Raw genomic sequence first — 26876 nt, 5'->3', positions numbered from 1 at the left:
CGCCTACTTACACAAGGGACCTCGTATGCTAGCTGAGGTGTTGAGGCTTCCCGGCATCAACGACCGCTACCGCATTTTGCGCAAAATCGGTTCCGGGGGCATGGGCGAGGTTTATCTCGCTCGCGACGAACAACTGGATCGCGAGGTCGCGATCAAGGTGCTGCCACCCGGCACCTTGGCCGATGAGACTGCCCGCAAGCGTTTTCGTAAAGAGGCCCTGGCGTTGTCTCGGCTCAATCATCCCAACATCGCCATCATTCACGATTTCGGCCGGCAAAACGACGTTGACTTCCTGGTGATGGAGTACATCCCTGGCATAACGCTCAGCGACAAGATTGCCGCCGGCGCACTGACGGAGAGAGAAATCGCACGCCTGGGGACACAACTGGCCCAAGGGCTCGTCGCGGCCCACGAACAAGGCGTAATTCATCGTGACCTGAAGCCTGGAAATGTGCGCGTCACTCCGGACGGGCGGCTGAAGGTGCTGGATTTCGGCCTCGCCAAGGCCCTGTCTCCGGGCAACAGCAACAGTACGGCGACCGAATCTTCTATGCACTCGCATGGCGCAGTCGGCACCTTGCCATACATGGCGCCGGAGCAGTTGCAGGAGCGAGATGTAGACGCCAGGGCTGACATTTATGCGGCCGGGATGGTCCTGTACGAGATGGCAACGGGGCGCCGCCCGTTTGAAAACAAGTCGGCGGCCTCCTTGATTGGCGATATCCTGCACAGCCCTCCGCCTCCGCCCGGACGGCTGCGGCTGACGCTTTCACCGCGGCTGGAAGAGATCATCCTGAAGTGCCTGGAGAAGGAGCCGGAGAACCGGTATCAATCGGCGAACGATTTGCAGATTGACCTGCGGAGGCTGGCGCCTTCCGCGCTCGACAACGATCCGCTCCCTGTAGCAGGCGGCCGCAAGAGCCCCCGCAAAGGCGTGCGGCGCTTCAGGTTTGGAGTGCCGATCGCAGCCGCGCTGGCAGTGGTATTGCTCGGTATCGGTGTAGCTATCCTGAAACATCAGCCGGCAAGAGCTACCAATCCGGGAAACTTGGCCGGTGAATCGAGCGCGAGGGGGAAGTCGCCGCCGAGCGTGGCAGCCGAGGCGAGCACCCCAAGCAAGGCGCCAGCTCAGCCGCTAGCAGCGGAGACGCCGCCCCCACCGCCGCCGCGGCCGGAGGGGGCTGCAAAAGGCGCCGCTAAAGCTCCCGCCTCCCCTGGGCGCGCGGGAAAGCCAACCGGGCGCGGAGCACAGCGTGACAACGGAATGTGGACGCGCGACGACATTCCGGACCTGTTGGGCCAGGCTGACGCGTGCATGGCCAACGGAGACTATGAAAAGGCGATCAGCCGCTACGAACAGGTGCTGGTGATTGATCCGCAAAACCAGCGCGCACGGGACGGACTGCAGCGCGCGAAAGACGCCAACGCCATGCTCCGCTGAGTTCCGCCTACTGCGCCGTCGTCGAATTCACGTCGAACTCTTTTCGTAGAAACTCTTGCGCTTCGCTTCGCTCCGGGTTGGATTTCCCTGCCGTGGTATTCAGGTACAGGACGTATTTTTCCGCCGCAGCTTCCAGATCACCGTTGGAGGCATAGGCGCGGGCTTGCTCAATCACTTTTTGCGGCACCTCATTGAGGCGTTGAATGAGCTTTCTCAACAGCTCCTCCGAGGCCTGGTTTTCTGCCCGTCGTCGTAACTCCACCTCGTCCGGTGGTATTCCCTCTTCCACGACGCGATCCACGTCCTCAGGCTTGACGTTCTCCAGTACGGTAACTTTGTTGGGAATTTCGACGTGGACACTATCCATGGCGCCACGGCTGTCGGAATACGATTCGGAGATACGGAAGGAAATCTCCACCACGGCGTTGAGCTGGATGGTGCGCCGGGTGTAGTTGTACGGCAGAACGATCTCTTCCACGGTTGTTTCCGGGATTTGATCCAGGCTTTTCTTCGCGTCGGTCAACTTCTTGTCGGCCTCAGTGACCAGAGGTAAAGTTTCGATCACCTCTTTTTTCTTGTTCAAACCGCGGTAGATGCTCAATTGCTGGTTGATTCGTTCCAGTTCCTGCTGGATGGTTTCAACTTGACGCTTGGCTTGCAGCCACGCGGGATTTTTCACATCGTGCGTACCGGCGCGATAGTGCGACTGCAACGATTGCGTTTCTATTTTCTTGTCGACGTGGTGTTGCGTAACGCTCCCGACAACGTGATAGTTGGCGACAAACGGGCCGGAACTGGCCGTCTCGTCTGGGTCCGCAGAACGTTGCTGTTGGCTTACGGCTTTCAGGCCGGGAAGTCCCGAGTTCTCAAGGCCGGTGACGACCGCGTCCGCGAGTTGATCGGCAAGACCAAAGCTGTTCCGTCCGGACGTCTGGTCGCGAAAAGAAACGGTCAACGACAGTTTGGCGCGACTGTCGAAGTGGGGCGCATGGGTTGTGATCAGGTTGCGCAACTCCCCGGAATCGGGCTTGAAGAGTTCGGCCTCCCTGAGTAACAGCCATCCCAGTCCGACGCCCGAGCCGCGCGGCTTGTCGAAGAGCCGTTTCGCTTCCTTGATGTAGTAGTCGGCTAGCTTGTCGCTGATCTGGTCGAGCTTGATTTTGATCTGCTCGTTCTCCGACAGCTTGCTGGCTTCCTCCAGATAATCGAATGCCTGCCGTACGGCCTTTTCGTCGGCTCGCCCGCGGATGGGCAAATGGATGCGCAGCAACTCCGTGCTCCTGGCGGTGAGGGCCTGTAAGTACTGCGGCTTCAACGCTTGAAGGTCCTCCTCCACCAGCGGGTGCTGCGACTCCGACAAACCGTCCAGCAGTTCGTAGGCTTCGATATATTGCTTTTTCGCGGCGAGAGCACGAGCTTCGGCTGCCGTGGCAAGCGCCGCTTCTTTGTCTCTTAGCGACTTTAGTTCGGTTTGCGCGTTCTGCAGGCTGGCGGCGATTTCGGCATCGTCCTTACATTCAAGAGCCCGCTGAAATTCACGGATGGAACGATCCCAATTCGCCTCGTTCACGAACTGCCGGCCAAGATTGCGGTGGTATTCAAAGGCCGCGTCCACCACTGCGGCCACCCGCGGCACTTCGCCGGCGAAGCTTTTATAACGAAGGACAGAGGCATAGGCGGGATCGAATTTCTTTTCGGCCAGCAAGGACTCGGCGTACTGCACCGCCGCATTGAATTCCTGCGCTTGGGTGTAAACGGCAATTTTGAGTTGGTCGGCCGCCGAATAGGAAGGATCGACCAGGTACGCTTCCTGCAGGTGTGACTGCGCTTGCGTCAGGTGAGCATAACCACCGGTGTGCTCGCTGATCGCTCTAAGGTAGGCATTGAATTCGGAACGGGCAAGTCCGACGATCCTATAGAGTTCTGAGTCGGTATTCAGACGCAACCTTTCTGCGGCGACAAACCCCTTTTGCGCCTCCAGGGCGTTCTGCGAGGCCACGCGTGCCTGGCGCAATTCGTCGAAGCGCGGCTTGCCTCCCTCCTGGGACTTGCGATAGTCGGCAAAATGGCGGTCGCCCTCGTCGGTGATCAGCTTGGCAAGCGCTTTGCGGCTGTCACCGGCACGGGACGAGGCTGGAAATTGCCGCAGAAAGTTGCCCCACAGTTCGATCGTATTGGCACGCACCGCCCGCAGATACTCCGCCAACTCTGTGTCCGCCTCGGCCACAAGGTGCACCTGCATCTCTGCCTGGATGTTGGTCGGAAATGTGTCGCCGGCATTGCTGGAGCGGCCGGCCAGCGTGCCGGTGATCGCCGCCATATCGGCAAGTTCAGCGACTGAATACGACCGGCTCTTATCTACCTTTAAGTTCGCAGGTACGACGCACTGGGAGCTTGAGTTTGCCGTCAGGGTGAGGGCGCCGCCTTGCGCTCGTTCCAGCACCATTCCCGGTTCGATTGTGGTCTTATCCAGGTGCTTGTACTCACTGCCTGTAATTGTCGAACTCTTACAGACGTACATCTCGCGTCTTCCGTTCACCGCGAAATCAGCCAACTCGATGTATGCACCACCTGAATGAACTTGGTACAGGACTACGGCGACGAGAGGAGATTTGTCCTTGGCAGAGACGGACATGCACATGCAAAGGAGAAACATCAGCCAGGCGATTCGTGCCCCCATAGCAGGACCTCACACTCGTAGAATCGCGCCAAAACTTACACTTCTTTGTTTGTAGGGAGCGCAATGTAACACGATGAGTGAGTTATGGGAAGGCAGATAACAGCAGCCGACTTACCCGGATCGTCGGGCGGGATCAATTTCTACGCCTAGCTGTCCATCCTTGTGAACAAGAACTCAAAGATATGTTCCTCGGCTTGGGCCATTTCTCTGCCAGCATATTTTGCCGGGGCAATACAGCGCGCGACCGTGGTGGATCCGGCCAACGATCTCGATTTCTGAACGCTGCAGGAATACGCCTCTGCGACCAACTTGTGCTCACCCCAGGCGTCCAGATGGGGCAGGTCGAAGCCCAGGGTTATCGGGGATCGGTGCGCTTGGGCAGGAGTTGCCGGCGGCAGGGCTACGGTGTTGAGTCTTGAGTCTCACTTTGGCGCAGCCAGCCTCTCCATCTCAAAATGATCTCCTGCCTTTTTGGACAACTCTCGCCGGCTCAATGACTTGCAATCTTGAACTTGTGGCATCTGCGGTGCACTCCTTTGGTTAGGCCTTGTGTGTAGCGGAAGGAGCTGCACCCATGAATGACATGTCGCAAGTCGAATCCGCACGGGCCTTCGCGCGCAGTCTGAACATCCTGCTGAAGTATGTCCGCATGTACGGCCTCACCCACCAACGCACACGGAAGCAGGTAGACACCGCATGGAGCGAACTGGTGAAGGCAGCGGCGCCCGAGACCGGCCTGCTGATGGGCACGGCTGATGGCAAGCTGCTGATCGACGGAATGCCCTTGGAAGGGCACTCGGAGCGCAGCTTTGCCACCCTATTGACAACGGCAAACATCGGCAGCCTGCAATTCACCTACGGTATCCAACGCCGCGACCTGGAACAACTGCTGCACGCATTCCATAGCTGCAAGCCTTCCGAGGTGGGGGCACACCTGAAGGCCACACTCGGCGACAACGGCGCCATCCGGGTCAATGAAATCCACTTTGTTCCCGACTCGGAAGCGGGCCTGGCGGAGCAACTGGCGGCCCGGACCCTCGCCGACCGAGTCGACAACATTGTGCCGTGGCTGCACGACCCGGAAAAGCTTCTGCAACTGATCTTGGCGGCGGAGGGTTCCGATAGCAAGGACGGCGGCACAGGAAGCGGCAGCGGAAATGGGAGCGGTGAAGGAGCCGGCGGCGGATCGGGTAGCGGCGGCGGATCGGGTAGCGGTTCGGGCAGCGGCTCAGGAGGCGGGGGCGGCGACTTGTTCGAAGAGTCATCGGTCACCAAGACCTTGCGCCTGTTAGCCAGCGTGGCCACCTTACAAGGCAAGGCTAACGCGGAAACGGCGGTGATACGCGAACTGTCGAACGACAAGGATGCCTGCCGCGTGCTGCGCAAGGTCATGTTGTCGCTCCCGGTCGAAGGCGAGGATGATGGCCTGGGCACGAACTCGTTGAAGCGGCTGGCAGAACGGCTGGCGATCCGCTTCGCCATGCAGCAGTTTGAGCGCGGCAACGTGAAAGTGAATGCCGTGCACGAGATGATGGAGCGCATGGGGCGCGACATCGAAGAGCTGCGCTCGGTGCTCGATTCGCGCGAAGCCAAAATGACCAAGGCGGGCATCGCGGTGGAGTCCTATGCCGACGTGCTCGACCGCAAGTTCTGGGCTTCCGTTCCCGAGCAGGGTAAGAAAAGTGTCCTGCTGTCGGCGGACATGTGGTGCATCCCGGCGCGCAATACTCGAGCTTACATCGAGGAACTGATCGAGCGTGGCGACCTAAACCTGGCCGACCAGATCCTGAGAAACTGCCTGCGGCAACTGACGAATGAGGAATTGGACGCGCGCCGCAAGGCCTCCGCCATGGTCAGCGAACTGGCCGACCTTTTTGGCAAGGTTGACTCCGACCTGCAGTCGGACGCGCTGCGCCAGGTGGGAATGGGGATCTGTAGTGAAGACTCGCTGGAGATGCAGGCCCTGCTGGGCGCGGCGTACGTGCGCCTGACGCAGGAGGCGGCCCAACAGCGGAACTATCCGGCGGTCATGCAGTCGCAGATCACGCTGGAGCGGCTGCTGGAATACCGGCCGCGCACGGCGCAGGAGGTACGCCCGCGGGTGACCATGGACAACCGGCTGCGCGGGTTCATCAGCGACGCGGTGCAACAGCCCATCGCGCCCGACGGCCTGGTGCCGCTGCTGGCGCGGGTGCCCCAGGCAGCGGCGCACGAGCTCGCCGTCCAGTTCGCCCAGTGCACCCTGCGCAGCGAGGCGAACCGCTTCGTCGAGCTGGCCCAGGGCGTGGGCAAGAATGTCATCGAATGCCTCATTGGCACGATGCGCGCCGGCGCGTCGGGCGAAGTGGTCGGCACGGCCGCGCTGCTAAGCCGGCTGAGGCCGGAGATTGTCGAGCAGGAACTGCCGGGTCGGATCAAGGTTTTCGGACGCCCGCAGCAGGACGCGATTGTGCGCGCGCTGGCGGCCGCCGGCGCAACCCAGCGCGGCCGGCTGCTGCTGGAAATCCTGCCCCAGTTGGACCCGCTGTTGCTGCCGGTAACGTTGGACGAGATCGGATTTGCCGGGGATGTGTCCGCGGCGGGCAAGTTGATGGAGTTGGCCGCCGGCGAGGGTCTGGCCAAGGATCACCCCTTGGTGCGATTGAAGGCAATCGAGGCGCTGGGCCGGGTGGGCTCGCCGGATGCAATCTCGATGCTCGCGGAAATGCTGGCGCCGCGCGGTCTGTTTGCCTCGCGACGCTCCCGCGAATTGCAGCTTACGGCGGCCCGCGCCCTGCTGAGCTTGGATCCGGAGCGCACGGCTGCGGTGTACGCCCAGGGCGGCATTGGTCCGCAGGAACTGGCAGTGGGCGCGCTGGGAGCGACGGAATCGGATTGGGTGCGTCAGCGGCGGTACCCGCGCGTACAGCCGGCGCGTGCCATCAGCGCGCTGGCCATCACGGGCAAGGGAAAGTGCGCCGTGGACGTAGAAGCCTTGAGCCTGGGCGGAGGACTGATCGCCTCCGATTCGCGTCTGCCGCGCGGCGGCGAGGCGGTGCTGGAATGGCAGTCCGGCTTACACCGGCTGCGAGGCCATGTAGTGCTGCGGCACCTGGCCACACGCGAATTGGCCTTCGAAGTCCTGGAAATCGACATGGACGGGCGAGGACGCCTGCGGCGCATGGTCATGGATCACACGCCGGCGGCGCTGAGCGCGGTTGCCGCTGGCTGACCTTTGCCATTTGATCTGGGAACGCTGATTGGCCAGGTGTGCTCCTGGCTCCGCTTCGCTCCTTCTGAAATCAGGCATCATCCGTTCGGCCGGCCGGTGTCGTGCTCGTCGCGATGCACCTCGTGATGGTCCTCCGCCGCTTCCAGGTGAGTGATCACCTGCGCCCGCACGCCCAGCGCCTTGGGCAGGCTTTCTTCCACCTAGGTGGCGATGGTATGCGCCTCGCCGACCGAAACTTCGTAGGGGAACAACAGGTGGACCTCGATCATCAGGGTGTAGCCGGTGGTGCGGAAGCGCACGCCGTGGTACTCGACGCCGAGCCGCGCGCACACCTGGTCAAGTTTATCGCGCAGCTTGCGGCCGGTGTCGGGATCGGAATAGTCCATCAGCCCCTGGGCGGAACGCCAGACAAGATGTCCGCCGGACCAGACGATGTTGATGGCCACCGCGATGGCGAACAGCGGGTCGAACGGCTTCCATCCCGTGAGCAGAACCAGCGCGAGACCGCCGACCACCCCGAAGCTGGTCCAACTGTCGGTCAGCACGTGCTTTCCGTTGGCTTCCAGGATGAGCGAGTGGTGGCGGCGTCCGGTGCGCACAAGGTACCAGCCCAGAAGGGCGTTGATCACCGACGCGGCGAGCACGAACAGCGCGCCGGCGCCCAGGTTTTGGAGCCGCAGGCCGTGGAGCCACTTGTCGACCGCCGCCCAGATGATGGCAATGGCGGCGATGATGATCATGGCGCCCTCGAACCCGGCGGAGAAAAACGTGATGCGCTCATAGCCGTAGGGAAAACGCTCGTCGGCAGGCTTGGTGCTCAGGTTCAGGCTGAAGGCCGCGAAGCCGACGGCAACCACGTGGATGATGGATTCGGCGGCATCGGAGAGAATCGCGGCCGAGCCGGTGAGCAGGTACGCACCGACTTTCCCGGCCAGCATGACCACCCCAAAAATCAGCGACAGGCGCATGGCGAAGCGCGTGTCGCGCAAGGCTTGTCCGTCAAGGGGCGCGGTCGGCACGGGGCGATTGTAGGTTAGGCGCGCGCGCGGCGCACCAAAACGAACTTGGAAATCAGTTTCAGTTTCCAGTTTCGGCGGCCGCGCCACGGCGCGGTAGTACGGCTACGACTGGGGCGCGGCCGGGCTGCCTTCCAATCCCAACTCCAGTGCGATCGTCTTCATGGCATCAATGCAGAAGGCGATGTGCTGGTCCAGGTCCACGCCGAGGGCGGCGGCGCCGTTGACGATGTCTTCGCGGCTGACGCTGCGGGCGAACGCCTTGTCCTTCATGCGCTTCTTCACCGATTTGGCTTCCAATGAGCGGATGGATTTGTCCGGCCGGACGAGGGCGGCGGCGGTGATGAATCCGGCCAGTTCGTCGCAGGCAAAGAGCGCTTTCTCCAAGTGCGTGTCACGCGGGACGCCGGTATAGTCGGCGTGCGACATGACCGCCTTCTTGACCTCGTCGGGCCAGCCGCGCTGAGTGAGGATCTCGTGGCCGCGGTAGGGATGGTCTTCCTGGCTGGGCCAGCGGTCGTAATCGAAGTCGTGGATGAGGCCGACGACGCCCCATTTTTCCTCGTCATCGCCGAACTTGCGGGCGTAAGCGCGCATGCAGGCCTCGACCGCGAGAGCGTGCTTGCGCAAATTTTCCGACTGGGTGAACTCAGTTAGTAAACACCACGCGGACTGACGCTCATACATGGCTTTCTCCCCCGATTCGCCGATATTTCTCCCCTGTTTTCCTCATATTCTTGGATTTCCACAGGTTATCTCGCGGAATTACCCCAAATAGGTGTTGACACACCTTAACACTTGCCGCAAATTATGCACCAAGGTTAGCGCTTGACAAAAGTCCTAACCCGGTCAGGTGCCCGCTCTGGCATCTCCCACAAGCCTGATGGCCACGACTTTAGCTCCTGTAGATTCCCGGGAAGTGGTGAGATGCGACCGTTGTCAGCTTGTCCAGTTTAGAACCAACAACAACAATTGCCGGCGTTGCAAGACCTCGCTCGACCAGGAAGAGCCCGAGCCTATCCTGGTGCAGCCGCAACCGCAACTGCAGCCGCCGGCGATGCACCGCCATGGCATCCAGGTGGCGTTCGCCATCCGTACCCTGCGGCAGCGCAACGGGCTGAGCCAGCGGCAGCTTGCCATGCGCATGAGCGTGCCGCGCACCTACGTGTCCAAGATCGAAAACGAGAAGGCGACGCCGACCTTGTCGTCGCTGGAGCGGCTGGCGCGGGCGCTGGAGGTGACCGTGCCCGACCTGATCATGGGCTGCGGCCACGACGAGGAGACCCGCGACCTGATGAAAGACGAGTTCATCGCCGAGCTGGTGCCGTTCCTGTCGAAGCTCAACGGCATGCAGTGGCAGAGCGTGCTCTCGCAGATGCGGGAAATGACCACGCGCCCGCGGCGCACCGCATAACCGATTTCTCCCCCATTTGTTCCGCCGGAGCCTCATGCTCCGGCGTTTTTATTGATGCGTGCATTGCGGGTTACGCCTTACAAGGGATGTCGGCAGGCGGTACAATTACTCTGACACGTGCCACGTGCCAGGTTCTCCAGTTCATTCCTGTAGAGGTTACCCCTTGGAAGTCAGTGTGCCTTCCGGACTCGACCGGAAGGAAACCGAGATCTACCGGCAATTGGATCCGCGGCGGCTGCCCCAGCACATCGCCATCATCATGGACGGCAACGGGCGCTGGGCGCGCCAGCGTCATCTGCCGCGCATTGCGGGACATCGCGCCGGCGTGGATGCGGTGCGTTCGACGGTGGAGACCGCCGCCCGCGTCGGCATTCAGTCGTTGACCCTGTACGCTTTCTCCACCGAAAACTGGCAGCGGCGGCCGCGCACCGAGGTCGGCTTCCTGATGCGGCTGCTGCGGCAGTATCTCAAGCGGGAACTCCCGACCCTGCAGAAGAACAACATTCGCCTGGACTACATTGGGCGGCAGCATGAGCTTCCGCCGGAGGTCCAGGAGCGGATGAACTGGGCGCGCGAGCAAACCTCGCGCAATACCGGGCTGCGGCTCACCCTGGCCCTGAATTACAGCGCGCGGCTGGAGTTGGTGGACGCCTTCCAGGCGATCGCGCACGCCGCCGCCCAGAACGGCGGACTCGCGCACCTCCAGTGCAGCGAAGAGCTCATCGCGCAGCACCTCTATACCCGAAATCTGCCGGAACTTGATTTTGTGATCCGCACCAGCGGCGAAATGCGCCTCAGCAATTTCCTCCTGTGGCAGGTGGCGTACGCGGAGATTTACGTGACCAACACGCTGTGGCCGGAGTTCCGCGGCGTGCACCTGCTGGAGGCGATCGCCGAATATCAAAAGCGCGAGCGCCGTTATGGCGGGCTGGGCGACGGCGGTAAGCACCCCTCCTCAGCCGCGGGCAACGGGAGCCAGCGCGCTCAATGAAGCGTGTCGCCACCGCGGCCGTCCTGATTCCCATCGTTCTCGTCCTGGTGCTGCGCGCGCCGGTGCCGCTGCTGGCGGCGGTGGTGGCCGCGGCCGCCGTCCTCACCCTGCGCGAGTACGTGGACCTGGTGCGCCACTACAACGTCGAGCCGTTTCGCAGTCCTCTCTATGTCGTCACAGTCCTGGGATTTGCGGCGCTGGCGGCGCAGACGGGCAGCGACTACCTGATCGCGACCTCGCAGATGCTGTTTGGCATCGCGGTGGCCGTGGTGGGAGTTGCATTCTTGTTTCTTGCGCTGGCGATGCGGCGCGAGCCGCTGTCCACCGGATTCCCCGCCGCAACGGCGGCGACGTTCGGCTTCGTTTACGTCGCGATACCGCTGGCCATGCTGGTGCAATTGCGCCAGCAAGGCTCGGGCGCGTTCCTGATTCTCTACATCCTGATTGTGGTGTGGATGGGCGACACGGTGGCGTACTACACCGGGCGCGCGCTGGGGCGGCACAAGCTGGCGCCACGCGTCAGCCCGGGCAAGACCTGGGAAGGAACGGTGGGATCGTTTGTCGGAGCGATTGTCTGCGGAACGCTGGTGTTCGCCTACTCAAGGCCGATCAGCAGTGGATTGATTTCCGCCGGGCTGCTGGCGCCGGGACAGGCGTACTTGCCGCCACGCATGCCGCCACTGTGGCATTTCGCCGCGCTCTCGGCGGCGATTAACATCGCGGCGCAGGTTGGGGACCTGGCGGAATCGTTGCTCAAGCGCGGGGCCGGGGTGAAGGATTCGGGCACGATTCTGCCCGGGCACGGAGGCATGCTCGATCGCATTGACGCGCTGCTCTTTGCCGCCCCGGTGCTCTGGTATTATGCGGCTTTCAGGGTTTTGAGTTAGCACCAGAGGGTTTTCGGTGATCGCTGTGGCGGTGATCGGCTGTAAGCTGCCTTGAACCGAAAACACTGCCAAACTCGTCTAAGTATTTGGGGAGGCTCGTTGTGACCATTGATCAACGCTTAGAGCGGCTAACCGAACGCCATGAGGCTCTTACCCAGAGCCTAGAGTTGCTCACCTCCGACCTGACCAATCTGGAAAAATTCGTGGGCGAGATAGCGGAAGGAACCGCCCGCTTGTTGCATATTGCTCAAATTCATGAACACCGCATTACGCGCTTGGAAGACAAGGACAAATAGCCAAAACGAGTTCCCCTTCCGATCGCCGACTGCCGACACCCATTCATGAAAAAGATCGCCATTCTCGGGTCCACGGGTTCGATTGGACGCAGCACGCTGAGCATCATCAGCGCGTATCCCGAGCGCTTTTCCGTGGTTTCGCTCGCCGCCGGCAACGATGCCGACGCGCTCTTCCGGCAGGCGCTGCGCTACAAACCGCGCCTGGTTTCCATCGCCAACGAAGAGGATGCGCGGTCGATCCGCGAAGGACTCGAGATGTCGGGTCTCGAGGGTATTGAAGTCGTGCACGGGCCTGCGGGAAATGTTGCCGTCTCGACCCATGCGGAAGCGGAGTTCGTGGTCAGCGCCATCGTGGGCGTTGCCGGACTGGAAGCGACCTACGAGGCGGTGCGAGCCGGAAAGACACTGGGACTCGCCAACAAGGAAGCCCTGGTGGTCGCCGGCGAATTGATCACCGCGGAAGCCCGGCGCCAGGGCAAGCCGCTGCTTCCCATCGACAGCGAACACAACGCGGTGCACCAATGCATGCGCGGCGGACGCGCCCAGGAGGTGGAGCGGATCTGGCTGACGGCCTCCGGCGGCCCGTTCCTCAACCTGCCGGCATCGGAGTTCGACGGCATCACGCCGGAGCAGGCGCTGAATCACCCGACGTGGAAAATGGGGCCGCGGATCACGATTGATTCGGCCACGCTGATGAACAAGGGATTCGAGGTGATCGAAGCCTGCCGGCTGTTTGGCATGCCGGCCAGCCGCATCGGCGTGATCGTGCATCCGCAGTCCACGATTCATTCCCTGGTGGAATTCGTGGACGGAAGCTTGCTGGCGCAGCTTTCGGTGACCGACATGCGCCTGCCGATCCTGTACGCGCTCACGTATCCGGATCGCATCGGATCGGATTTGCGCTTCCCCGTCCAGGAACTCCGGACGCTGGACTTCAGCCCGCCCGACCTGGAGCGCTTCCCCTGCCTGCGGCTGGCCTATGAAGCGGCCGAGGCCGGCGGGGCCAAGACGATTGCCCTGAATGCCGCCGATGAGGTCGCGGTGGCCGCCTTCCTGGACCGCAGAATCAGCTTCCCCGATATCCCCCGCATCATTGAGGGCACAGTTCGTGAAACTGCGGACGTGCATCCCGAATCTATTAGTCAGGTACTGGCGGCCGATGCTGAGGCGCGCCGGTCGGCTTGGGATAAAATTGAGTCACGGAGCGGCAGCCCATCGCCGCGTTCCGCCCAAGTAAGCTCATAAAGGACTCTTTAACCCTTTGATGGAAAATTTCTTTGTCGACCTGGCGGCGGTTGCCGTCGTGCTCGGGATCATGATCATCGTGCACGAGTTCGGGCATTTTGCCGCCGCCAAACTGTTCGACGTGCGGGTGGAGCAGTTCGCCATCGGCTTTGGCAAACGGCTGTTCGGGATCAAGCACGGCGAGACCGATTACCGTTTTAACGCTCTGCCCTTCGGCGGCTACGTCAAGATGGCGGGCGAAAACCCGCTCGAGGCCCATACCGGTGACCCGCGGGAGTTTCCCTCCAAGCCGCGCTGGCAGCGGTTCATCATCGCCTTCGCCGGGCCCTTCGCCAACATCGTGCTCGCCATCGGCTTGCTGACCGGCGTGTTCATGGTCCGCTACGAGCACCCGGTTTATCTGGAGCAGCCGGCGGTGGTGGGCTTTGTCGCGCCGGGTTCGCCGGCGGAGAAGGCTGGCATCGAGCAGGGCGACCTCATTGTGCGGGTGGACGGAGAGCAGAACCCCACTTGGGAAGATGTGCTGCTGAAGGCGATGCTGAGTCCCGGGCACCCGCTCGACATCTCGGTGCAGCACGGCAGCGTCGTCACCGAAAAACAAATCGTTCCCAAGGCGGTGGGGCCGAGCGAAATCGGGGAGATGGGCTTGATCCCCAACCGGCAGATCCAGGTCGGCAAGGTGGATGATTCCATGCCGGCCGCCAAGGCGGGCATGCAGCCGGGCGACATCGTCGCCAGCATTAACGGCAAGCCGGTGCGCTCCATCGAGGCATTACTGGCGGCGCTAGAGGCCAACAAGGAAAACCCGGTGACCGTGGGCGTGCTGCGCAACGGGTCGGAGATGACCTTGAAGATCACGCCGGTGCTGGCCGATGTGCAGGGGACGAAGCGTTACCGGCTGGGCTTCCAGGCGGCCGAGCCGATGCGCAGCGACAAGCTTCCCTTCGGCAAGGCGTTTGCCAAGTCGCTGGAACAGAACAAGAAGAACTCCTTCCTGATCATCGAACTGGTCGAGAAGATGGTGCAGCGCAAGGTCTCGGTAAAACAGTTCTCCAGCCCGATCGGAATTGCGCAGGCCTCCGGCGAGGCGGCCCGGCAACAGGGCTGGACGCCGCTGCTGCAGTTGATGTCGGCGATCAGCCTGAACCTGGCGATCTTCAACCTGTTCCCCTTCCCCATCCTGGATGGCGGAATGATTCTGTTCCTGGCAATCGAAGGAATCCGGCGGCGCGACATCAGCCTGCGTTTGAAGGAGCGCATCTACCAGCTCGCCTTCGTGCTGCTGATCCTGTTCGCCGTGATCGTCATCTACAACGATCTGGCGAAGACCATACCGAGTTTGCAGAGATTGCCGTAAGACAGTGGTCAGTGGCTAGGAACTAGAAACCCATCTCACATATCGGATTCGGGTAGTTCCGGCAAGCTCGTCGCTGGGATAGTTTCTACTTTGCCCGTGATCCAGAAGGAATCGCAAAAGCTCTGACTTTATTCACTCCTAGCCGCTTTGGGTTCTCTATGTATTATTCTTAGTCGTATCATGTCAGGTCTAGAAGGCCGAGTGCTCGGCCCCAACCCTATTGCGCTTCTCCGTCCATCGTAGGGCCGGGACTCGAACTGGCATCAGGATTGACCTTAATCTTCTTAAGCGAGTCCTCACATTCCTTGACATAGTGATGCAAGTCAAGGTTGGAGAAAATCCTTATCGCACGTTCCAGATAATTCCGGGCTGCCAACGGGGAAACGTCTACAATGTCCATCCCGGCATTTGCCGTCCAGATTCCGATGTGCCTCACGTCGCCTAGATCCTCAGCTATCGACAATGCCTGCTTGTAATAGTCCAGAGCCTTTTGAGTGTCGTCGAGATACTTATGTGTCACGCCCAAATTTCCGAGAGTCCTTCCTTCGCTCGCTTTATCGCCTATGATTCTTGCGATTCTCAAAGCATTCTCGTGATAGAGAACAGATTTCATTAGGCTATTGCGGTCACCGATGGATTTGTAGGCTATGCCCGCGTTGCCGTTGCACTTACCCTCAATCTCCTTGTTCCTAGCTCTTCTGCTGAGCCGCATCGCTCGTTTGTAACAGCTAATAGCCCGTGAATGGTCGCCCAAGTCCTCTAACACGATGCCGATGCTCCCCAAAGCGCGGGCTTGACCTAATGGCAACCGGCAAGCTCGGCTAAGTTCCAGGGCAATTCGAAGATTCTCAAGTGCCTCATGACATCTTCCAAGGTCGCGATAGTTGTCTCCGATCGTTTGAAAAGCTGAGATCTGAAGACCCATTTGAGTATTCACAGCGACGAACTGTTCGAGTAACTCGGTTGATCGTTTGTAGCGGCCGGCGCGTTGTAACAGATGCCCCGCTAGGTAACTATTAAGATTCTTACCGTATTTGAAGAGCGCATTGTTGTGCCAACGCGTTAAGTAGTCACGCCAAATCCCTGCGGGTCGCACCGGTTCGGAAATCGGAGCGCCGAGGAGCCTGCCACATGCTGCGTTCAATAGGTCATCTGCGTTGCATCGCAGTACGTTGCCGACAAACCTAGAAAATGGATTTTCCTCCCATACAGCAATATCATCCAACGTAGCATCGGCTGGAGGAACGTCAACATGCTGAACAAACAAGATTCTCTGAGAAGTGCTCGGTACTCGGCGAATCGCAGGCCCAATATCAAACCGGTCGGAACAACTGTACCCAATTATAAGAATGACCCTGATTCCAGGATGGCCGAGAAGTTCCAGGAGAGCCTCAGCACGATTAGCCACTAGGGTTTGATTCGCAACTCCTCGGATAGTAATGGCTAAACTTCTTGGGTCCCGCAATGTGCCGTGAAGTTTTAGAAGTTGGACCCTTCCGGAATTCCATGAAATGCGCCGAAGTTCTTGATCTCGGTAGTAAAGGTCGAAGGGAACGCCCTGCTCGTTCAAACTGTCTTCGAGGAACGTATCGAAATTGGTGGTGACAACCGTGCTCAGGAATCCGCGAGCCGCGAGCCGAGCGAACAATACGTGGTCTTGATTAGGTTTCGTACCCTGAAAGACCTTGAACAGGTCCTGCAGTCCCGTAGCTTGGAGGAGCACCTCCATAACAGACTCGAATGGAAGTTGGACACTTAAAAATTCACTCTTCGTGCCATCGTTCATACCTACTAGGTCTAAGACCGCCGTCACCAGAGTCCCTGCCAGCGGAACATCAGAATAAAGTGAAATGCCCGCTCCGCAGAAAAGACAGAAAGGTCCTTCGGCGAGTTCCAATACCGCCGAATCGATCGCAGGAGAGGTCATCATCAGAGAATTGTCGAGACACACCGCCTGACCAACCGTCAGCCTTTCAACATTGTAAGGTGCCCGACTTCAAAATGGTTGCGAGATGTTGAGCGGTCAATTTCAGGCCTATTGGCCTTACGGCTTGCGACAACTGTCCGGATAGTCGGTAACTCGGAATGAACGCAAGATGTAGCCCGGCCGCCCGCGGCCGGGTTTGCTTTTGCCGTCGACCGTCGACCAAAGCCTGCCCCGAGCGTAGCCGAGGGGACCGACGACTTGTTACACTCAATGCATGGCAGAGATTCACCGCAGGAAGACTGTGACCGCCGAGGTGGGCGGGGTGCGCGTCGGGTCGGACGCGCCGGTGGTGGTGCAATCCATGACCAACACCGATACCGCGGATGCGCTGGCGACCGCGCAGCAGGTGGAAGCGCTGGCGCGCGCCGGCTCGGAGCTGGTGCGGATCACGGTCAACAACGATGCCGCCGCCGAAGCCGTGCCCCGCATCCTGGATCTGCTGGACCGCCGCGGTGTCAACGTTCCCATCGTCGGCGATTTTCACTACAACGGCCATCTGCTGCTCAAAAAGTATCCCGCGTGCGCGCGCGCGCTGGCGAAGTACCGCATCAATCCCGGCAATGTCAGCGTGGGGCGCAAGGACGACGACAATTTCCGCACCATGATCGAAGTCGCAGTCGCAAACCAGAAGCCGGTGCGCATCGGCGTGAACTGGGGTTCGCTGGACCAGGCGCTGTTGACGCGCATGATGGACGAAAACTCGCGGCAGGCGGAACCCCGGGAAGCGCGCGACGTCACCATGGAAGCGATGATCGTGAGTGCGCTCAATTCGGCGGGACTGGCGGAAAAATATGGGCTGCGGCGCGACCAGGTCATTCTCAGCGCCAAGGTCAGCGGCGTGCAGGACCTGATTGACGTTTATCGCGCCCTCGCCGCTCGTTGCGACTACCCGCTGCACCTGGGGCTGACCGAAGCCGGCATGGGAACCAAAGGCGTGGTGGCTTCCACCGCCGGCATTGGCGTGCTGCTGCAGGAAGGAATCGGCGACACGATTCGCGTTTCACTCACCCCCGCACCCAACGGAGACCGCACCGAGGAGGTGGCGGTTGCGCAGCAGATTCTGCAATCGCTGGGCATCCGCAGTTTCCTGCCGCAGGTGACGGCGTGTCCGGGCTGCGGCCGCACCACGAGCACCTTTTTCCAGGAGTTGGCGGACGACATCCAGTCCTACGTCCGGCGGCAGATGCCGGCGTGGAAGCAGCGCTACGAAGGCGTCGAGGAAATGACGCTGGCGGTCATGGGATGCGTGGTCAACGGGCCGGGCGAATCCAAGCACGCCAACATCGGAATTTCGCTGCCGGGAACCTTTGAGGAACCGGTCGCGCCGGTGTTTGTTGACGGGAAGCTCGCTACGACCCTGCGCGGCGATCACATCGTCGAGGAGTTCATCCGCATTCTCGACAACTACGTTGCGTCCCACTACGCGCGTAAGGCGGAAACCACCGCTCCGATCCAATAAGAATTCCCAACCACAGAGACCACGAAGCCCGAGGGAAAACACCGAGGGCATTGGAGGGTTGAATGCCCTCCCTCAAATCTCCGGGTCCTCTGTGGTTAAGAATTTGCGGTCGCCGGATCTACGGACGATGCCGCCGCCGCGGTGGACGATCAACCCTGCTTTGGCCCCTGGGGCCCGGCACGCGCGTTGGAAGGTCTCCCCAGACTCGCGGCGCGTGAGCGATCGGCTAGAAGCTCAGCAGGGCCGCGCACGCCAGCAGCCAAATGACAAACCCCACAATGTTCAAGGTCAGCCGGATGCCGGTGTTGTCGATGATCCAGTTGTACTTGGCGTCCATAACTTCCTCCGATCCTGTTTCCTTGGACGGTGGATATCGTTTTTGGTTAGCAGGCCGTCCGTCCCAGCTGTCTGTTAATACGGAAGACGAGGGAGGAAGGTTCCGTGTTCGAGATTTTTTTCGTGAAAACCAGTGGGGGAATGGCGGAAGTAAGAAGTCAGAAGTAAGAATTTAAGAAGTCAGACCAAACCAAATGCCGATGGCGATTTGGCAATTCTGGTTTTTCATTTTGACTTCGGCTTTCTGACTTCTGACTTCTTGATTCTTAATTGTCGGGATTTCTACTTTCGAAGTGAGTTAAAAGAAGACTATCACCACCCACCACACACCGGTGGGATACTGCGCGCTATCGGCGAAGCAGGCACCGACGGCAAAGCGCTTCACGCTGAGATCGTGCGCCATCTTCACGGCATTGGGGGGAAGCTGGGAGGGCTCTGATTCGGTGTACGCCACCGCGGCATCAACCTCGGGCAAGCCCAACGGCGTGCGCGAATCGAGCCGTCCCTGCTGCGCCATGGCGCACGCCATTCGCGGAAGTTGCGGCATGCGGACAACCTGCGCCAGCGGGATGTGCGCGCGCCGGCGTTCTTGCTCGAAGGCGGCGATGATCGCGTTTTCCGCCTCGTTCACCGAGTATTCCTGTACCCGGTGCGCAAAATCTTCCGTCACCCACAGCAGGTCGCCGCTGCGCACCACGCCGATGCCGACCGTGTTGTAATTCGGGCTGAGGATGTTGGCACGATGCGGCGCCGACAGCATCAGCCCCTCATGCGCCGCCTCGACGGAATAGTCGTAGGCAACGTTCTCGGCGTCCCGGTCGAAGCGGAGATTGGCCGCGGCCAGCCGCTTGGGCAGCGGCGGCTCGCCGGGAAACTCGTGCGATAACTGCTTCGCCTTGGCCATCAGCACCGAGTGTTCGCGCGCGGCTTGCGTCAGGCGGTCGTCCGTTTTCAAACTGGGCAGTCCGGCACGAGCCCGTTCCAGGTTCAGCATGTCCACCAGTTGTGGCTCCGCCTGGTTGTCAAACTGCTGGGCCGTAGCAACCGCGACCGAAAGGGTCGCCGACACGGCGAAGATACAAATCAGCAGGAATCGTATTTTCATCGCTCGATTGGATGCGCGAACCCGGTGGAAATCTCCTGTGATAGCATGCGATCTTCCCGCTCAAGGAGTACATCATGGACCAATGGGCAGTCGCAATGGTGCCGCTGCTGATCGGCGTGGCCATTGGGTCCGCGATCGCGTATTTTGCCGGACGCGAAAAGTCACCAGGAATGGAAATTCGGGCGGTCGGAGCCGAATCCGTCCTCAAGGCGGTGCGAGCGCAGGCCGAGATCACGCGCTCGGAATTGTCCGCGGTCCGCTCCAATCTCGCAGTCGAACAACAGGCTCGGGCCACCGCCGAGGCGGAATTGAAATCGGAGCGCGAGCGGATGGTCGCGGAACGTGAACTACTGAACCAGGCAAGCCAAAAACTCAAGGACGCCTTCGACGCACTCGCTTCCGCAGCTCTGCGCAACAACAATGAGGCGTTCCTGGCGCTGGCCAATCAGAACTTAGGAGCAATCAAAGCGGAGACAACCGCGGAAAAAGATGCGGTCGCGGACCTGGTTCAACCCATCCAGGAAAAGCTTGGCCAATTTAACGAAGAAATTCGCCGGCTGGAAATCGCGCGTACCACCGCGTATAGCACGCTGAGCGAGCAAGTGAACTCTCTGAAGCAGACGCAGGAAAAGCTGCAGGCCGAAACCGGCAACTTGGTGAAAGCGTTGCGCTCTCCTACGGTCCGCGGCCGCTGGGGAGAAATCCAATTGCGACGGGTGGTGGAGATCGCGGGCATGCTGCCTTACTGCGACTTCGCGGAGCAGGAAACCGTAACCACCGCGGACGGCCGCCTGCGCCCCGACATGATTGTGCGCTTGCCCGGCGGCAAGAACATCGTCGTGGATTCGAAGGCCCCGCTCTCCGCCTACCTGGAAGCGCTCGAGGCACAGGACGAAGATGTGCGTCGCGCGAAACTGGACGCGCATGCAGCGCAGATTCGTACCCACCTGGCGAAGCTGAGCGCAAAATCTTATTGGGAGCACCTGCAGCCGACACCCGAGTTTGTCGTCATGTTCCTGCCGGGGGAAGCGTTTTTCAGCGCGGCGCTGGCGCAGGATCCGGCGTTAATCGAGGAAGGCGTGAATCAGCGCGTCATCCCGGCATCGCCGACTACCCTGATCGCGCTGCTGCGCGCCGTGGCCTATGGCTGGCGGCAGGAAACCATTGCGGAAAGCGCGCAGATGATTAGCGACCTGGGCAAGGAGCTTTATGATCGCCTGCGCACCATGGCTGGACACTTCGCCGGCGTCGGGAGGGCCCTCGACAGCGCCGTAAAGTCCTACAACAGTACGGTTGGATCGCTGGAGACCCGGGTTCTTGCCTCCGCGCGCAAGTTCACCGAACTCGGCGCCGCAGCAAGAGAAGAAATTCCTGAGATCGAAGCCGTGGAGAGCACGGCGCGCACCCTGCAGGCCCATGACTGGAGCGCACAGTTGGATCTCGCTGCGTCCGCTGAAGAATCGCCGCCGCTGGCTAACCCCGAACCCAGTGGGCAACAGCCCGGTCGGTCATCACCGGCCGGCCCGTAATCGGCGCATTTTTTCAGCGCCATGATTTTGGGGCGGGCGGCCGAATCGCCCGTATCGGCCGCCAACTGTGCTCCGGTGGCCGCCCTTATCCCGCCGCCTGGTTCGTGCCAGCGCTGCGCCGGCTCTTGATCTCCGCCAGCAGCTTTTCGATGGCGTCTTCTTTCTCCAGGGCGGCGAACTTGTCGTCCACGGTGTCGCCCGCCAACTCGGCCTTGGCCTCGCTCACCGCTTCGTCATGGGCGACGCGCCGCTTCATGCGGTCGAACCCGGCCGCCTTGGAGCTGTCCACCATGCTCGACCGCGCGTCGCTCGCCTTGCCCAGCGCGCGCGCCCGGCGATGCTGCGCGATCAGCATGTCGCACTTGTTCTGCGCCTCCGCCAGCTTTTGATCCAGCTTGCTGAGCGCCGTCTTCAGGTTTTCGACTTGCGCCTTCTGGTCGGACACCTGCTGCGCGAAGCTTTCCGCCAGCTCCTTGTAGCTGATGGAGCGCTCCAGCGCGACGCGCGCCAGGTCGTCCTGCTTCTTGTCCACGGCCAGCTCCGCTTTCCGCACCCACTCGGACGCGGCGTCTGCGTTCTCTTTCTGCTTCTTTTCCAGCAGGTGCTGATCGGCGATGGCGATGGCCACCTGCGTCTTCACCTGCAGGAGCTGGTTCTGCATGTCGAGGATGATCTGCTTGATCATCTTCTCGGGGTCTTCCGCCTTGTCAATCAGGTCATTGAGATTGGCGCGGACCAGGGTTGCAACTCGTTCCAGTAGTGCCATGACAAACTCCTTTGAGCTTTCCGCTCTCAGCGATCAGCTTTCCGCTACTGCGGTTCGACTGGACGTTTGGGGCGGCGCCGCGCGCTGGCCGACAGCACGATGCCCATGACGACGCCGAGCGGAATCCACACCGCAATCTGGCCACTCAGCAGGCCGACCGCCGCCCCCGTCAGAATTCCCGCGATCAGTAAATATGCTCTTTCCATCTCCGAACTCCTTCCGTCGCGCTTGGTGCCCCACATCTGCCCGCCTTTGGCAGATGTGGGTCGAGTCACACTCGGGACTCGCAACTATTTGCCAGCCCCAGCGCCCTTGCCCTCACTCGATGCATCCGGCTTCGCACCCTTGTCGCCGATCAGCCGTACCTTGCCGAGCAGCTCCGACATCTTCATCCCGCTCAGGGTCTCGAACAGCGCCGGCACCTGCGCCGCCATCTGCGCGATGTCGCCGGTGATCTTGTTCATGCCGGCGGAATCGCCATTGCCCGTGCTGACGATGGTGATCTTGTCCACATTCGCCAGCGGCGCCGACAACGCCCTTACGATCTCCGGCAAACCGGTGAGCAGCTTGTCAATGACCGCCGCCTGGTTGTACTCCTGGAAGGCCGCGGCCTTGACGTTCATCGCCCGCGCCTCGGCGTCGCCCTTCTTGAAGATGATGTCGGCTTCGGCCTCGCCCTGCTGGCGGATGGAAGACGCCTTGCCTTCCGCCTCTACCGTGAGCCGGGCTTTCTCGGCCGCGGCCAGGGTCTCGATGCGCTGGCGCTCGATCTCCGCCTGCTTAAGCACGGTGGCGATCAGTTCCTTCTCGCGGCGCATGATCTCGGCTTCCTGCACCTTGACCTGCGCTTCGCGCTCCACCTGCTGCACGCGCACTTGCTCGGCGGTGAGCTGCTGCTGCATGACCTGCGTCTGGATGTCGTACGCCTTGTCAGCCTGCGCCTGCTGCTTCTTACTGGTTTCCAGGTATTGCGCCTGTTTGACATTGAGGTCGCGCGTGGCCTCGGCCTGCTTGGCCTGCGACAAAGTCTGCGCCAGCACGCGCTCCTGGTCCGCCTGCGCTTCGGCCACGGAGGCTTCGCGCTTGGCGACAGCGCGCCTGATCGCCGTGTCGCGCTCGGCTTCGGCGGCGGCGATGTCGGCATCGCGCTTGATGCGCGCGATGTCGGGCCGGCCCATGTTGGAAATGTAATCGTTCTTGTCCTTCACTTCCTTGATGGTGAAGGAAATCACTTCCAGGCCCATCTTGTTCATGTCGTCGGCGCAGGTGGAGCGCATGCGCTCCGCCACCATCTCCGGCTGTTTCACGATCTCTTCCACCGTGAGCTGGCCGATGATGCCGCGCAGATGGCCTTCCATCACCAGCCGGATCAGGCCCTCCCGGATTTGCGGCGTCTTGTTGAGGAACTGCTCCGCGGCGGTGCGGATGGACTCCGGATCCGACCTCACCTTGATCTGCGCCACCGCCTCCACCGTGACCGCGACGCCTTGCTTGGTGTACAGATCCTGTTGCGGCGCCACGTCGAACGACATCAGCTCCAGCGACAGCACCCGGCACTGCTCGATCAGCGGAAAGACGATCCTGCCGCCGGCTTTGACAATCGTTCCCTGCTGGCCACGAAATCCGGTGATGACCAGCGCCTCGTTGGGCCCGGCGATGCGGTACAGCCGCGTCAGCACTCCAATGATGAAGAGCACGGCCATGATCGCCAGTCCCACCATCACCCATACCCCCGCTGCGATTTGCATATACGCTCCTAGACAGTGGCCAGTGGTCAGTTGCCAGTGGCCAGCAAAAGAAATCGGTGGAACTCAGAACGCGTCTTGCTCACAACTCAGAACTCACAACTCAGAACTCAATCGGCAATCGACAATCGAAAATCGGCAATCGGCAATCGGAAATGTCGTTGCCTTACTTGCTTTCCATCGACCCGCTCACTCCCGCTTCCTTCGCCATCTCCTCCCAGGGGCGAACGTAGGCGATCCCCTTCTCGTAACGCGTAATCATCACTTCGGTGCCGCGCGCGATCGCCGTCCCGTTCTCGCTGCGTGCGCCGCAGGTGCGGCGTACTCCCTCCTGCGAAAAAATGATTTCCCCGGTGCCGCCCGCGCGTATGCCGCTGCTCACGCGCCCCAGCACGCCGTCCATGCGGTAGTCGCTCTCGTAGAGCGCGCTGTCGGTGCGCATCAGCACCTTGGCCAGGAACATAAAGACGATGGCCGCGCCGGTGAGACCCGCCATGGCAGCAAAGCCCAGCACCGCCAGCGTGCCCACCTTTCCCCAGGCGGTCAGCAGGTAGCCGGCGCCGCCGAACCAAGCCAGAAACGCCATCGCGTTGGAAAAACTGAAGCCGCCGGGCGCGTGCCCGAAATGCGTGTCCAGGTGCAAGTGATGGAATACGGGAATGTGAATGTTCCATACGCCTACCACCAACGACAGCAGGCTGAGAATGAATCCCACCAGGAAACAGAACATGTACACGTCTGCCCAGTTCATAACTCTTGCCTCCCGGCTTGCGTAGTGCGCCTCTCGGATCCGTGTTCCGCCCTTTCCGGCCGCAAGACCTGCAACAACCGCTCTGCCAGATTCGGCGCATCCAAAATCGCTTCCAGGAGCAGCAGGCACTTGCGGGAATCCTCGTGACGGGCGACGGCCAGCAGCGCCTCGCACACTTCGGGATCGCGGCGAAACTGCTCGGCGCTGTTGATCAGCCACAAGTCCAGCTTGTCCTCCGACGCGCGCAGCTCCGACTGCAGCTCCGTGTGGTAGCCCTCCGGATCGTCCACCAGGTAGCCGGGGTGCACGTTGAAGAACTTCGCCAGCAACATGCGGCTGGAGTTGGTCAGGTGCGGGCGCGCGCCGCTTTCAATCTGCGAGAGGTACGACTGGCTGATGGGCCGGCCCAGCCGCTCGCGGATGGCGTCCACGACCTCCTGCTGGGTCATGGCGCGGCCCAATCCGCGCAGCGTGCCCTCGACTTCCCGCAGGTAGCGAATTTTCTCGCCGAGTTTCATATTACTAATCGCAATATGTATATTGCAATATGTAATATTAGTCAAGAACTTTATTTGCCGTGTTTTCAATGCATTGCCCACTTCTCCAGAGGCTTGTCCTTCCGAGCGCACTCATATGTTTGTACGTGCAAGCGCGCAAGCACCGCACTAAGCCTTTACCAATCTTTACGGAACTTACCTCGAATGAGCGGGTTCAACTGATTGGGGCGTGCGACACACGGAGTCGCCGGTGCGCAGCCTTTGGGAAAAAACGAACCTGAACTGGGTGTGGACCTGGATGGCGGTTTACGGCGGCTCACTCAGCGTGCTGGCAGCGTATGTCGCCTCAACCTTTGCCGCGGCGGCCGCACAAGCGGCAAAAGAACCAAAATGACAGTTAATAGAATGAGAAGTCAGAATGCGCCCGTGCAGTCTTCATTCTGACTTATTAATTCTTCATTCCTCCGTGCCTCCGTGGTGATCAGCGTGTCTAGACTTCGATCAACACGTCCTCACCTTCCAACTTGATTGGATAAATCGTCACGTGCGCATCGGGACTGACGTCGGCGGCGCCCGTCTTGGGGTCGTACATCCAGCCGTGCCATGGGCAGACCACTTTGCCGTCCAGGATCACTCCCTGCCCCAGCGGCCCGCCGCGGTGCACGCAGACGTTGTCCATCGCCGCATACGTGCCGTCAACGCTGGCAATGCAGACGACCTTCTCGCCGAGGGTGAACTCCCGGGCTTCGCCGTCGCCCGGCAGGTCGGATTTGCTTGCGATCTTTTGCCACATGGCTATCAGCTCTCAGCTGTCAGCCATCAGCTTACACGAACTAAGCTCGGCACTCGCCATCGTCAACATCATCTTCCCGCGTACGAAAAACAAAAGCCCGACTCGAAGGTCGGGCTGGTTTGGCTGAAAGCTGATAGCTGAGAGCTGACAGCTATTTCGGTTGCAGCGTCTGCGCGATCATGACCTGGCGCTTGAAGTTCTCCGCCATGTCTTGGTCGAGGCGGACTTCGGTGGGCTTTTTGGCCAGCGACATCTGGTCAATCTTGTCCTGCAGCTTGAGCAGCGCGTAGAACAGGTTCTCCGGCCGCGGCGGGCAGCCGATCACGTACACGTCCACCGGCACGATCTTGTCCACGCCCTGCAGCACCGCGTAGGTATTGAACGGCCCGCCGACCGAAGAGCACGCGCCCATGGAGATTACCCACTTGGGATCGGGCATCTGGTCGTAAATGCGCTTCACCACCGGCGCCATCTTCAGCGTCACCGTGCCGGCGACGATCATCAGATCGCTCTGCCGCGGGCTGGGACGGAACACCTCGCTGCCGAAGCGCGCGATGTCGAAGCGCGAGGTGGAGGAGGCGATCATCTCGATGGCGCAGCACGCCAGGCCGAAGGTCATCGGCCAGATGGCCGACTTCCGCGCCCAGTTGAAGACGTAATCCACCGTGCTGATGAGAAAATTCTTTTCGAATTTGTTTTGCAACCAGGAGGACATGGGAACCCAGCTCTTAGCTATTAGCTCTTGGCCATTAGCCCGTTTGATTGTCGCAATCGGCCGAACATCCGGTATGTGATTCCGGTCACAGGGTATCGGCTCACGGCTCTCGGCGCAAGGCGCAAGGCATAACCAAAGGAAACATTCAGCCTGGCGCCTTGTGCCTTGCGCCTCTAAAGTTTTTCATAAAAGTCGCACGCCGAACAAGAAATGTAGATCCCGCCGGGCACGTTGCGGTCGCGGTCCTTCACCCGCTTCACGATCCGGGTCGGCTTGCCGCACTTGGGGCAATCCGTGCTCTTGGTGGTGTCCATGACCTTCTTGCGGTCGGCGGTCTTTGCGATTTTTGCCATTTACTGTCTCCGAATGCGCCTTACCAAGGATTGTCACTTCAACGAAAACGGGGCGCGGATGGTAGCTGCGCATATCGCCGAACAACTGCTGCGCCGGCCTCCGCTCAACCATCCGGCAGAGGCCACTACAACGGATACAGCCACGGGGCGACGGCCGAGGACTGCACCAGCACGATGATAAGTCCGAGGAGGAGCAGCAAGATGAAGAGCGGCATCATCCACCACAGCTTGCGTTCCCGCAGGAAAGAGAAGACTTCCGCCAGCGTGCTGGCGCGTCCCGCGACCTGATTCAAGATACTCAT

24 protein-coding genes and 1 pseudogene are annotated in these 26876 nt (G+C 60.8%); 11 read left to right on the top strand and 14 right to left on the bottom strand.

Annotation, left to right across the window (positions count from 1 at the left end; genetic code table 11):
* Window positions 1-25: 25 nt before the first annotated feature.
* On the top strand, window positions 26-1441 hold the full coding sequence (locus tag LAN70_02050) for a protein kinase (protein ID MBZ5509929.1): 1416 nt from the start codon (window positions 26-28) through the stop codon (window positions 1439-1441).
* A gap of 7 nt (window positions 1442-1448) precedes the next feature.
* On the opposite strand, the gene LAN70_02045 is transcribed toward LAN70_02050, so the two are convergent.
* The gene (locus LAN70_02045) at window positions 1449-4121 is read right to left on the bottom strand and encodes a hypothetical protein (protein MBZ5509928.1); all 2673 of its coding nucleotides are present in this window, start codon (window positions 4119-4121) and stop codon (window positions 1449-1451) included.
* Window positions 4122-4695: 574 nt separating this feature from the next.
* Here LAN70_02045 and LAN70_02040 point away from each other — a divergent pair.
* Window positions 4696-7332 carry a hypothetical protein gene (locus LAN70_02040; protein MBZ5509927.1) on the top strand — a complete coding sequence of 879 codons (2637 nt, stop codon included), beginning with the start codon at window positions 4696-4698 and terminating at the stop codon, window positions 7330-7332.
* Window positions 7333-7409: 77 nt separating this feature from the next.
* Here LAN70_02040 and LAN70_02035 read toward each other — a convergent pair.
* Both LAN70_02035 and LAN70_02030 read right to left on the bottom strand, forming a co-directional pair.
* A pseudogene (locus LAN70_02035) lies at window positions 7410-8300 on the bottom strand (cation diffusion facilitator family transporter).
* A gap of 153 nt (window positions 8301-8453) precedes the next feature.
* Entirely contained in the window at window positions 8454-9035 is a 582-nt protein-coding gene (locus LAN70_02030; protein MBZ5509926.1) for an HDIG domain-containing protein, read from the bottom strand.
* Window positions 9036-9231: 196 nt separating this feature from the next.
* On the opposite strand from LAN70_02030, the gene LAN70_02025 reads away from it, so the two are divergent.
* The 6 genes from LAN70_02025 to rseP all read left to right on the top strand — a co-directional run bounded on the left by LAN70_02025 (window position 9232) and on the right by rseP (window position 14538).
* Entirely contained in the window at window positions 9232-9762 is a 531-nt protein-coding gene (locus LAN70_02025; GenBank protein MBZ5509925.1) for a helix-turn-helix domain-containing protein, read from the top strand.
* 163 nt (window positions 9763-9925) lie between these two features.
* Window positions 9926-10753, top strand: coding sequence for an isoprenyl transferase (locus LAN70_02020; GenBank protein MBZ5509924.1), 828 nt, complete (start codon window positions 9926-9928; stop codon window positions 10751-10753).
* The gene (locus LAN70_02015) at window positions 10750-11640 is read left to right on the top strand and encodes a phosphatidate cytidylyltransferase (protein ID MBZ5509923.1); all 891 of its coding nucleotides are present in this window, start codon (window positions 10750-10752) and stop codon (window positions 11638-11640) included. The genes LAN70_02020 and LAN70_02015 overlap by 4 nt, the downstream gene beginning before the upstream one ends.
* 101 nt (window positions 11641-11741) lie before the next feature.
* The gene (locus LAN70_02010) at window positions 11742-11936 is read left to right on the top strand and encodes a hypothetical protein (protein ID MBZ5509922.1); all 195 of its coding nucleotides are present in this window, start codon (window positions 11742-11744) and stop codon (window positions 11934-11936) included.
* Between the two features lie 45 nt (window positions 11937-11981).
* A complete protein-coding gene (locus LAN70_02005; GenBank protein MBZ5509921.1) occupies window positions 11982-13181 on the top strand; it encodes a 1-deoxy-D-xylulose-5-phosphate reductoisomerase in 1200 nt (399 codons plus the stop codon).
* Window positions 13182-13200: 19 nt separating this feature from the next.
* Entirely contained in the window at window positions 13201-14538 is a 1338-nt protein-coding gene (gene rseP, locus LAN70_02000; GenBank protein ID MBZ5509920.1) for an RIP metalloprotease RseP, read from the top strand.
* Window positions 14539-14755: 217 nt separating this feature from the next.
* Here the strand turns inward: rseP and LAN70_01995 are convergent, their stop codons facing one another.
* Window positions 14756-16468: a tetratricopeptide repeat protein gene (locus tag LAN70_01995; GenBank protein ID MBZ5509919.1), complete on the bottom strand. Its 1713-nt coding sequence runs from the start codon at window positions 16466-16468 to the stop codon at window positions 14756-14758.
* Between the two features lie 271 nt (window positions 16469-16739).
* On the opposite strand from LAN70_01995, the gene ispG reads away from it, so the two are divergent.
* Window positions 16740-17984: a flavodoxin-dependent (E)-4-hydroxy-3-methylbut-2-enyl-diphosphate synthase gene (gene ispG, locus LAN70_01990; protein MBZ5509918.1), complete on the top strand. Its 1245-nt coding sequence runs from the start codon at window positions 16740-16742 to the stop codon at window positions 17982-17984.
* A gap of 634 nt (window positions 17985-18618) precedes the next feature.
* On the opposite strand, the gene LAN70_01985 is transcribed toward ispG, so the two are convergent.
* Window positions 18619-19425, bottom strand: coding sequence for a CAP domain-containing protein (locus LAN70_01985; protein ID MBZ5509917.1), 807 nt, complete (start codon window positions 19423-19425; stop codon window positions 18619-18621).
* A gap of 74 nt (window positions 19426-19499) precedes the next feature.
* On the opposite strand from LAN70_01985, the gene rmuC reads away from it, so the two are divergent.
* Complete coding sequence (rmuC, locus tag LAN70_01980; GenBank protein ID MBZ5509916.1) at window positions 19500-20954, top strand: DNA recombination protein RmuC; 1455 nt, start codon at window positions 19500-19502, stop codon at window positions 20952-20954.
* 85 nt (window positions 20955-21039) lie between these two features.
* Here the strand turns inward: rmuC and LAN70_01975 are convergent, their stop codons facing one another.
* The 5 genes from LAN70_01975 to LAN70_01955 all read right to left on the bottom strand — a co-directional run bounded on the left by LAN70_01975 (window position 21040) and on the right by LAN70_01955 (window position 24734).
* On the bottom strand, window positions 21040-21720 hold the full coding sequence (locus LAN70_01975; protein ID MBZ5509915.1) for a PspA/IM30 family protein: 681 nt from the start codon (window positions 21718-21720) through the stop codon (window positions 21040-21042).
* A gap of 44 nt (window positions 21721-21764) precedes the next feature.
* A complete protein-coding gene (locus tag LAN70_01970; GenBank protein MBZ5509914.1) occupies window positions 21765-21995 on the bottom strand; it encodes a hypothetical protein in 231 nt (76 codons plus the stop codon).
* 15 nt (window positions 21996-22010) lie between these two features.
* Complete coding sequence (locus LAN70_01965; protein MBZ5509913.1) at window positions 22011-23468, bottom strand: flotillin family protein; 1458 nt, start codon at window positions 23466-23468, stop codon at window positions 22011-22013.
* A 163-nt stretch (window positions 23469-23631) separates the two neighbouring features.
* Window positions 23632-24216 carry a hypothetical protein gene (locus LAN70_01960; GenBank protein MBZ5509912.1) on the bottom strand — a complete coding sequence of 195 codons (585 nt, stop codon included), beginning with the start codon at window positions 24214-24216 and terminating at the stop codon, window positions 23632-23634.
* On the bottom strand, window positions 24213-24734 hold the full coding sequence (locus tag LAN70_01955) for a helix-turn-helix domain-containing protein (protein MBZ5509911.1): 522 nt from the start codon (window positions 24732-24734) through the stop codon (window positions 24213-24215). Before LAN70_01955 ends, LAN70_01960 begins: the two co-directional genes overlap by 4 nt.
* Before the next feature lie 229 nt (window positions 24735-24963).
* On the opposite strand from LAN70_01955, the gene LAN70_01950 reads away from it, so the two are divergent.
* Window positions 24964-25107 carry a hypothetical protein gene (locus LAN70_01950; GenBank protein ID MBZ5509910.1) on the top strand — a complete coding sequence of 48 codons (144 nt, stop codon included), beginning with the start codon at window positions 24964-24966 and terminating at the stop codon, window positions 25105-25107.
* 96 nt (window positions 25108-25203) lie between these two features.
* On the opposite strand, the gene LAN70_01945 is transcribed toward LAN70_01950, so the two are convergent.
* The 4 genes from LAN70_01945 to LAN70_01930 all read right to left on the bottom strand — a co-directional run bounded on the left by LAN70_01945 (window position 25204) and on the right by LAN70_01930 (window position 26876).
* Window positions 25204-25512, bottom strand: a complete 309-nt coding sequence (locus LAN70_01945; GenBank protein ID MBZ5509909.1) for a Rieske (2Fe-2S) protein — start codon at window positions 25510-25512, stop codon at window positions 25204-25206.
* A gap of 145 nt (window positions 25513-25657) precedes the next feature.
* Complete coding sequence (locus LAN70_01940; protein ID MBZ5509908.1) at window positions 25658-26221, bottom strand: NADH-quinone oxidoreductase subunit B; 564 nt, start codon at window positions 26219-26221, stop codon at window positions 25658-25660.
* Between the two features lie 173 nt (window positions 26222-26394).
* Window positions 26395-26574 carry a hypothetical protein gene (locus LAN70_01935; GenBank protein MBZ5509907.1) on the bottom strand — a complete coding sequence of 60 codons (180 nt, stop codon included), beginning with the start codon at window positions 26572-26574 and terminating at the stop codon, window positions 26395-26397.
* Window positions 26575-26699: 125 nt separating this feature from the next.
* Window positions 26700-26876 carry a DUF5989 family protein gene (locus LAN70_01930; protein ID MBZ5509906.1) on the bottom strand — a complete coding sequence of 59 codons (177 nt, stop codon included), beginning with the start codon at window positions 26874-26876 and terminating at the stop codon, window positions 26700-26702.

It is taken from the genome of Terriglobia bacterium (genome assembly GCA_020072845.1).
Classification (GTDB): Bacteria; Acidobacteriota; Terriglobia; order Terriglobales; family Acidobacteriaceae; genus JAIQGF01.
This window is presented reverse-complemented; position numbering and strand designations above follow the sequence as displayed.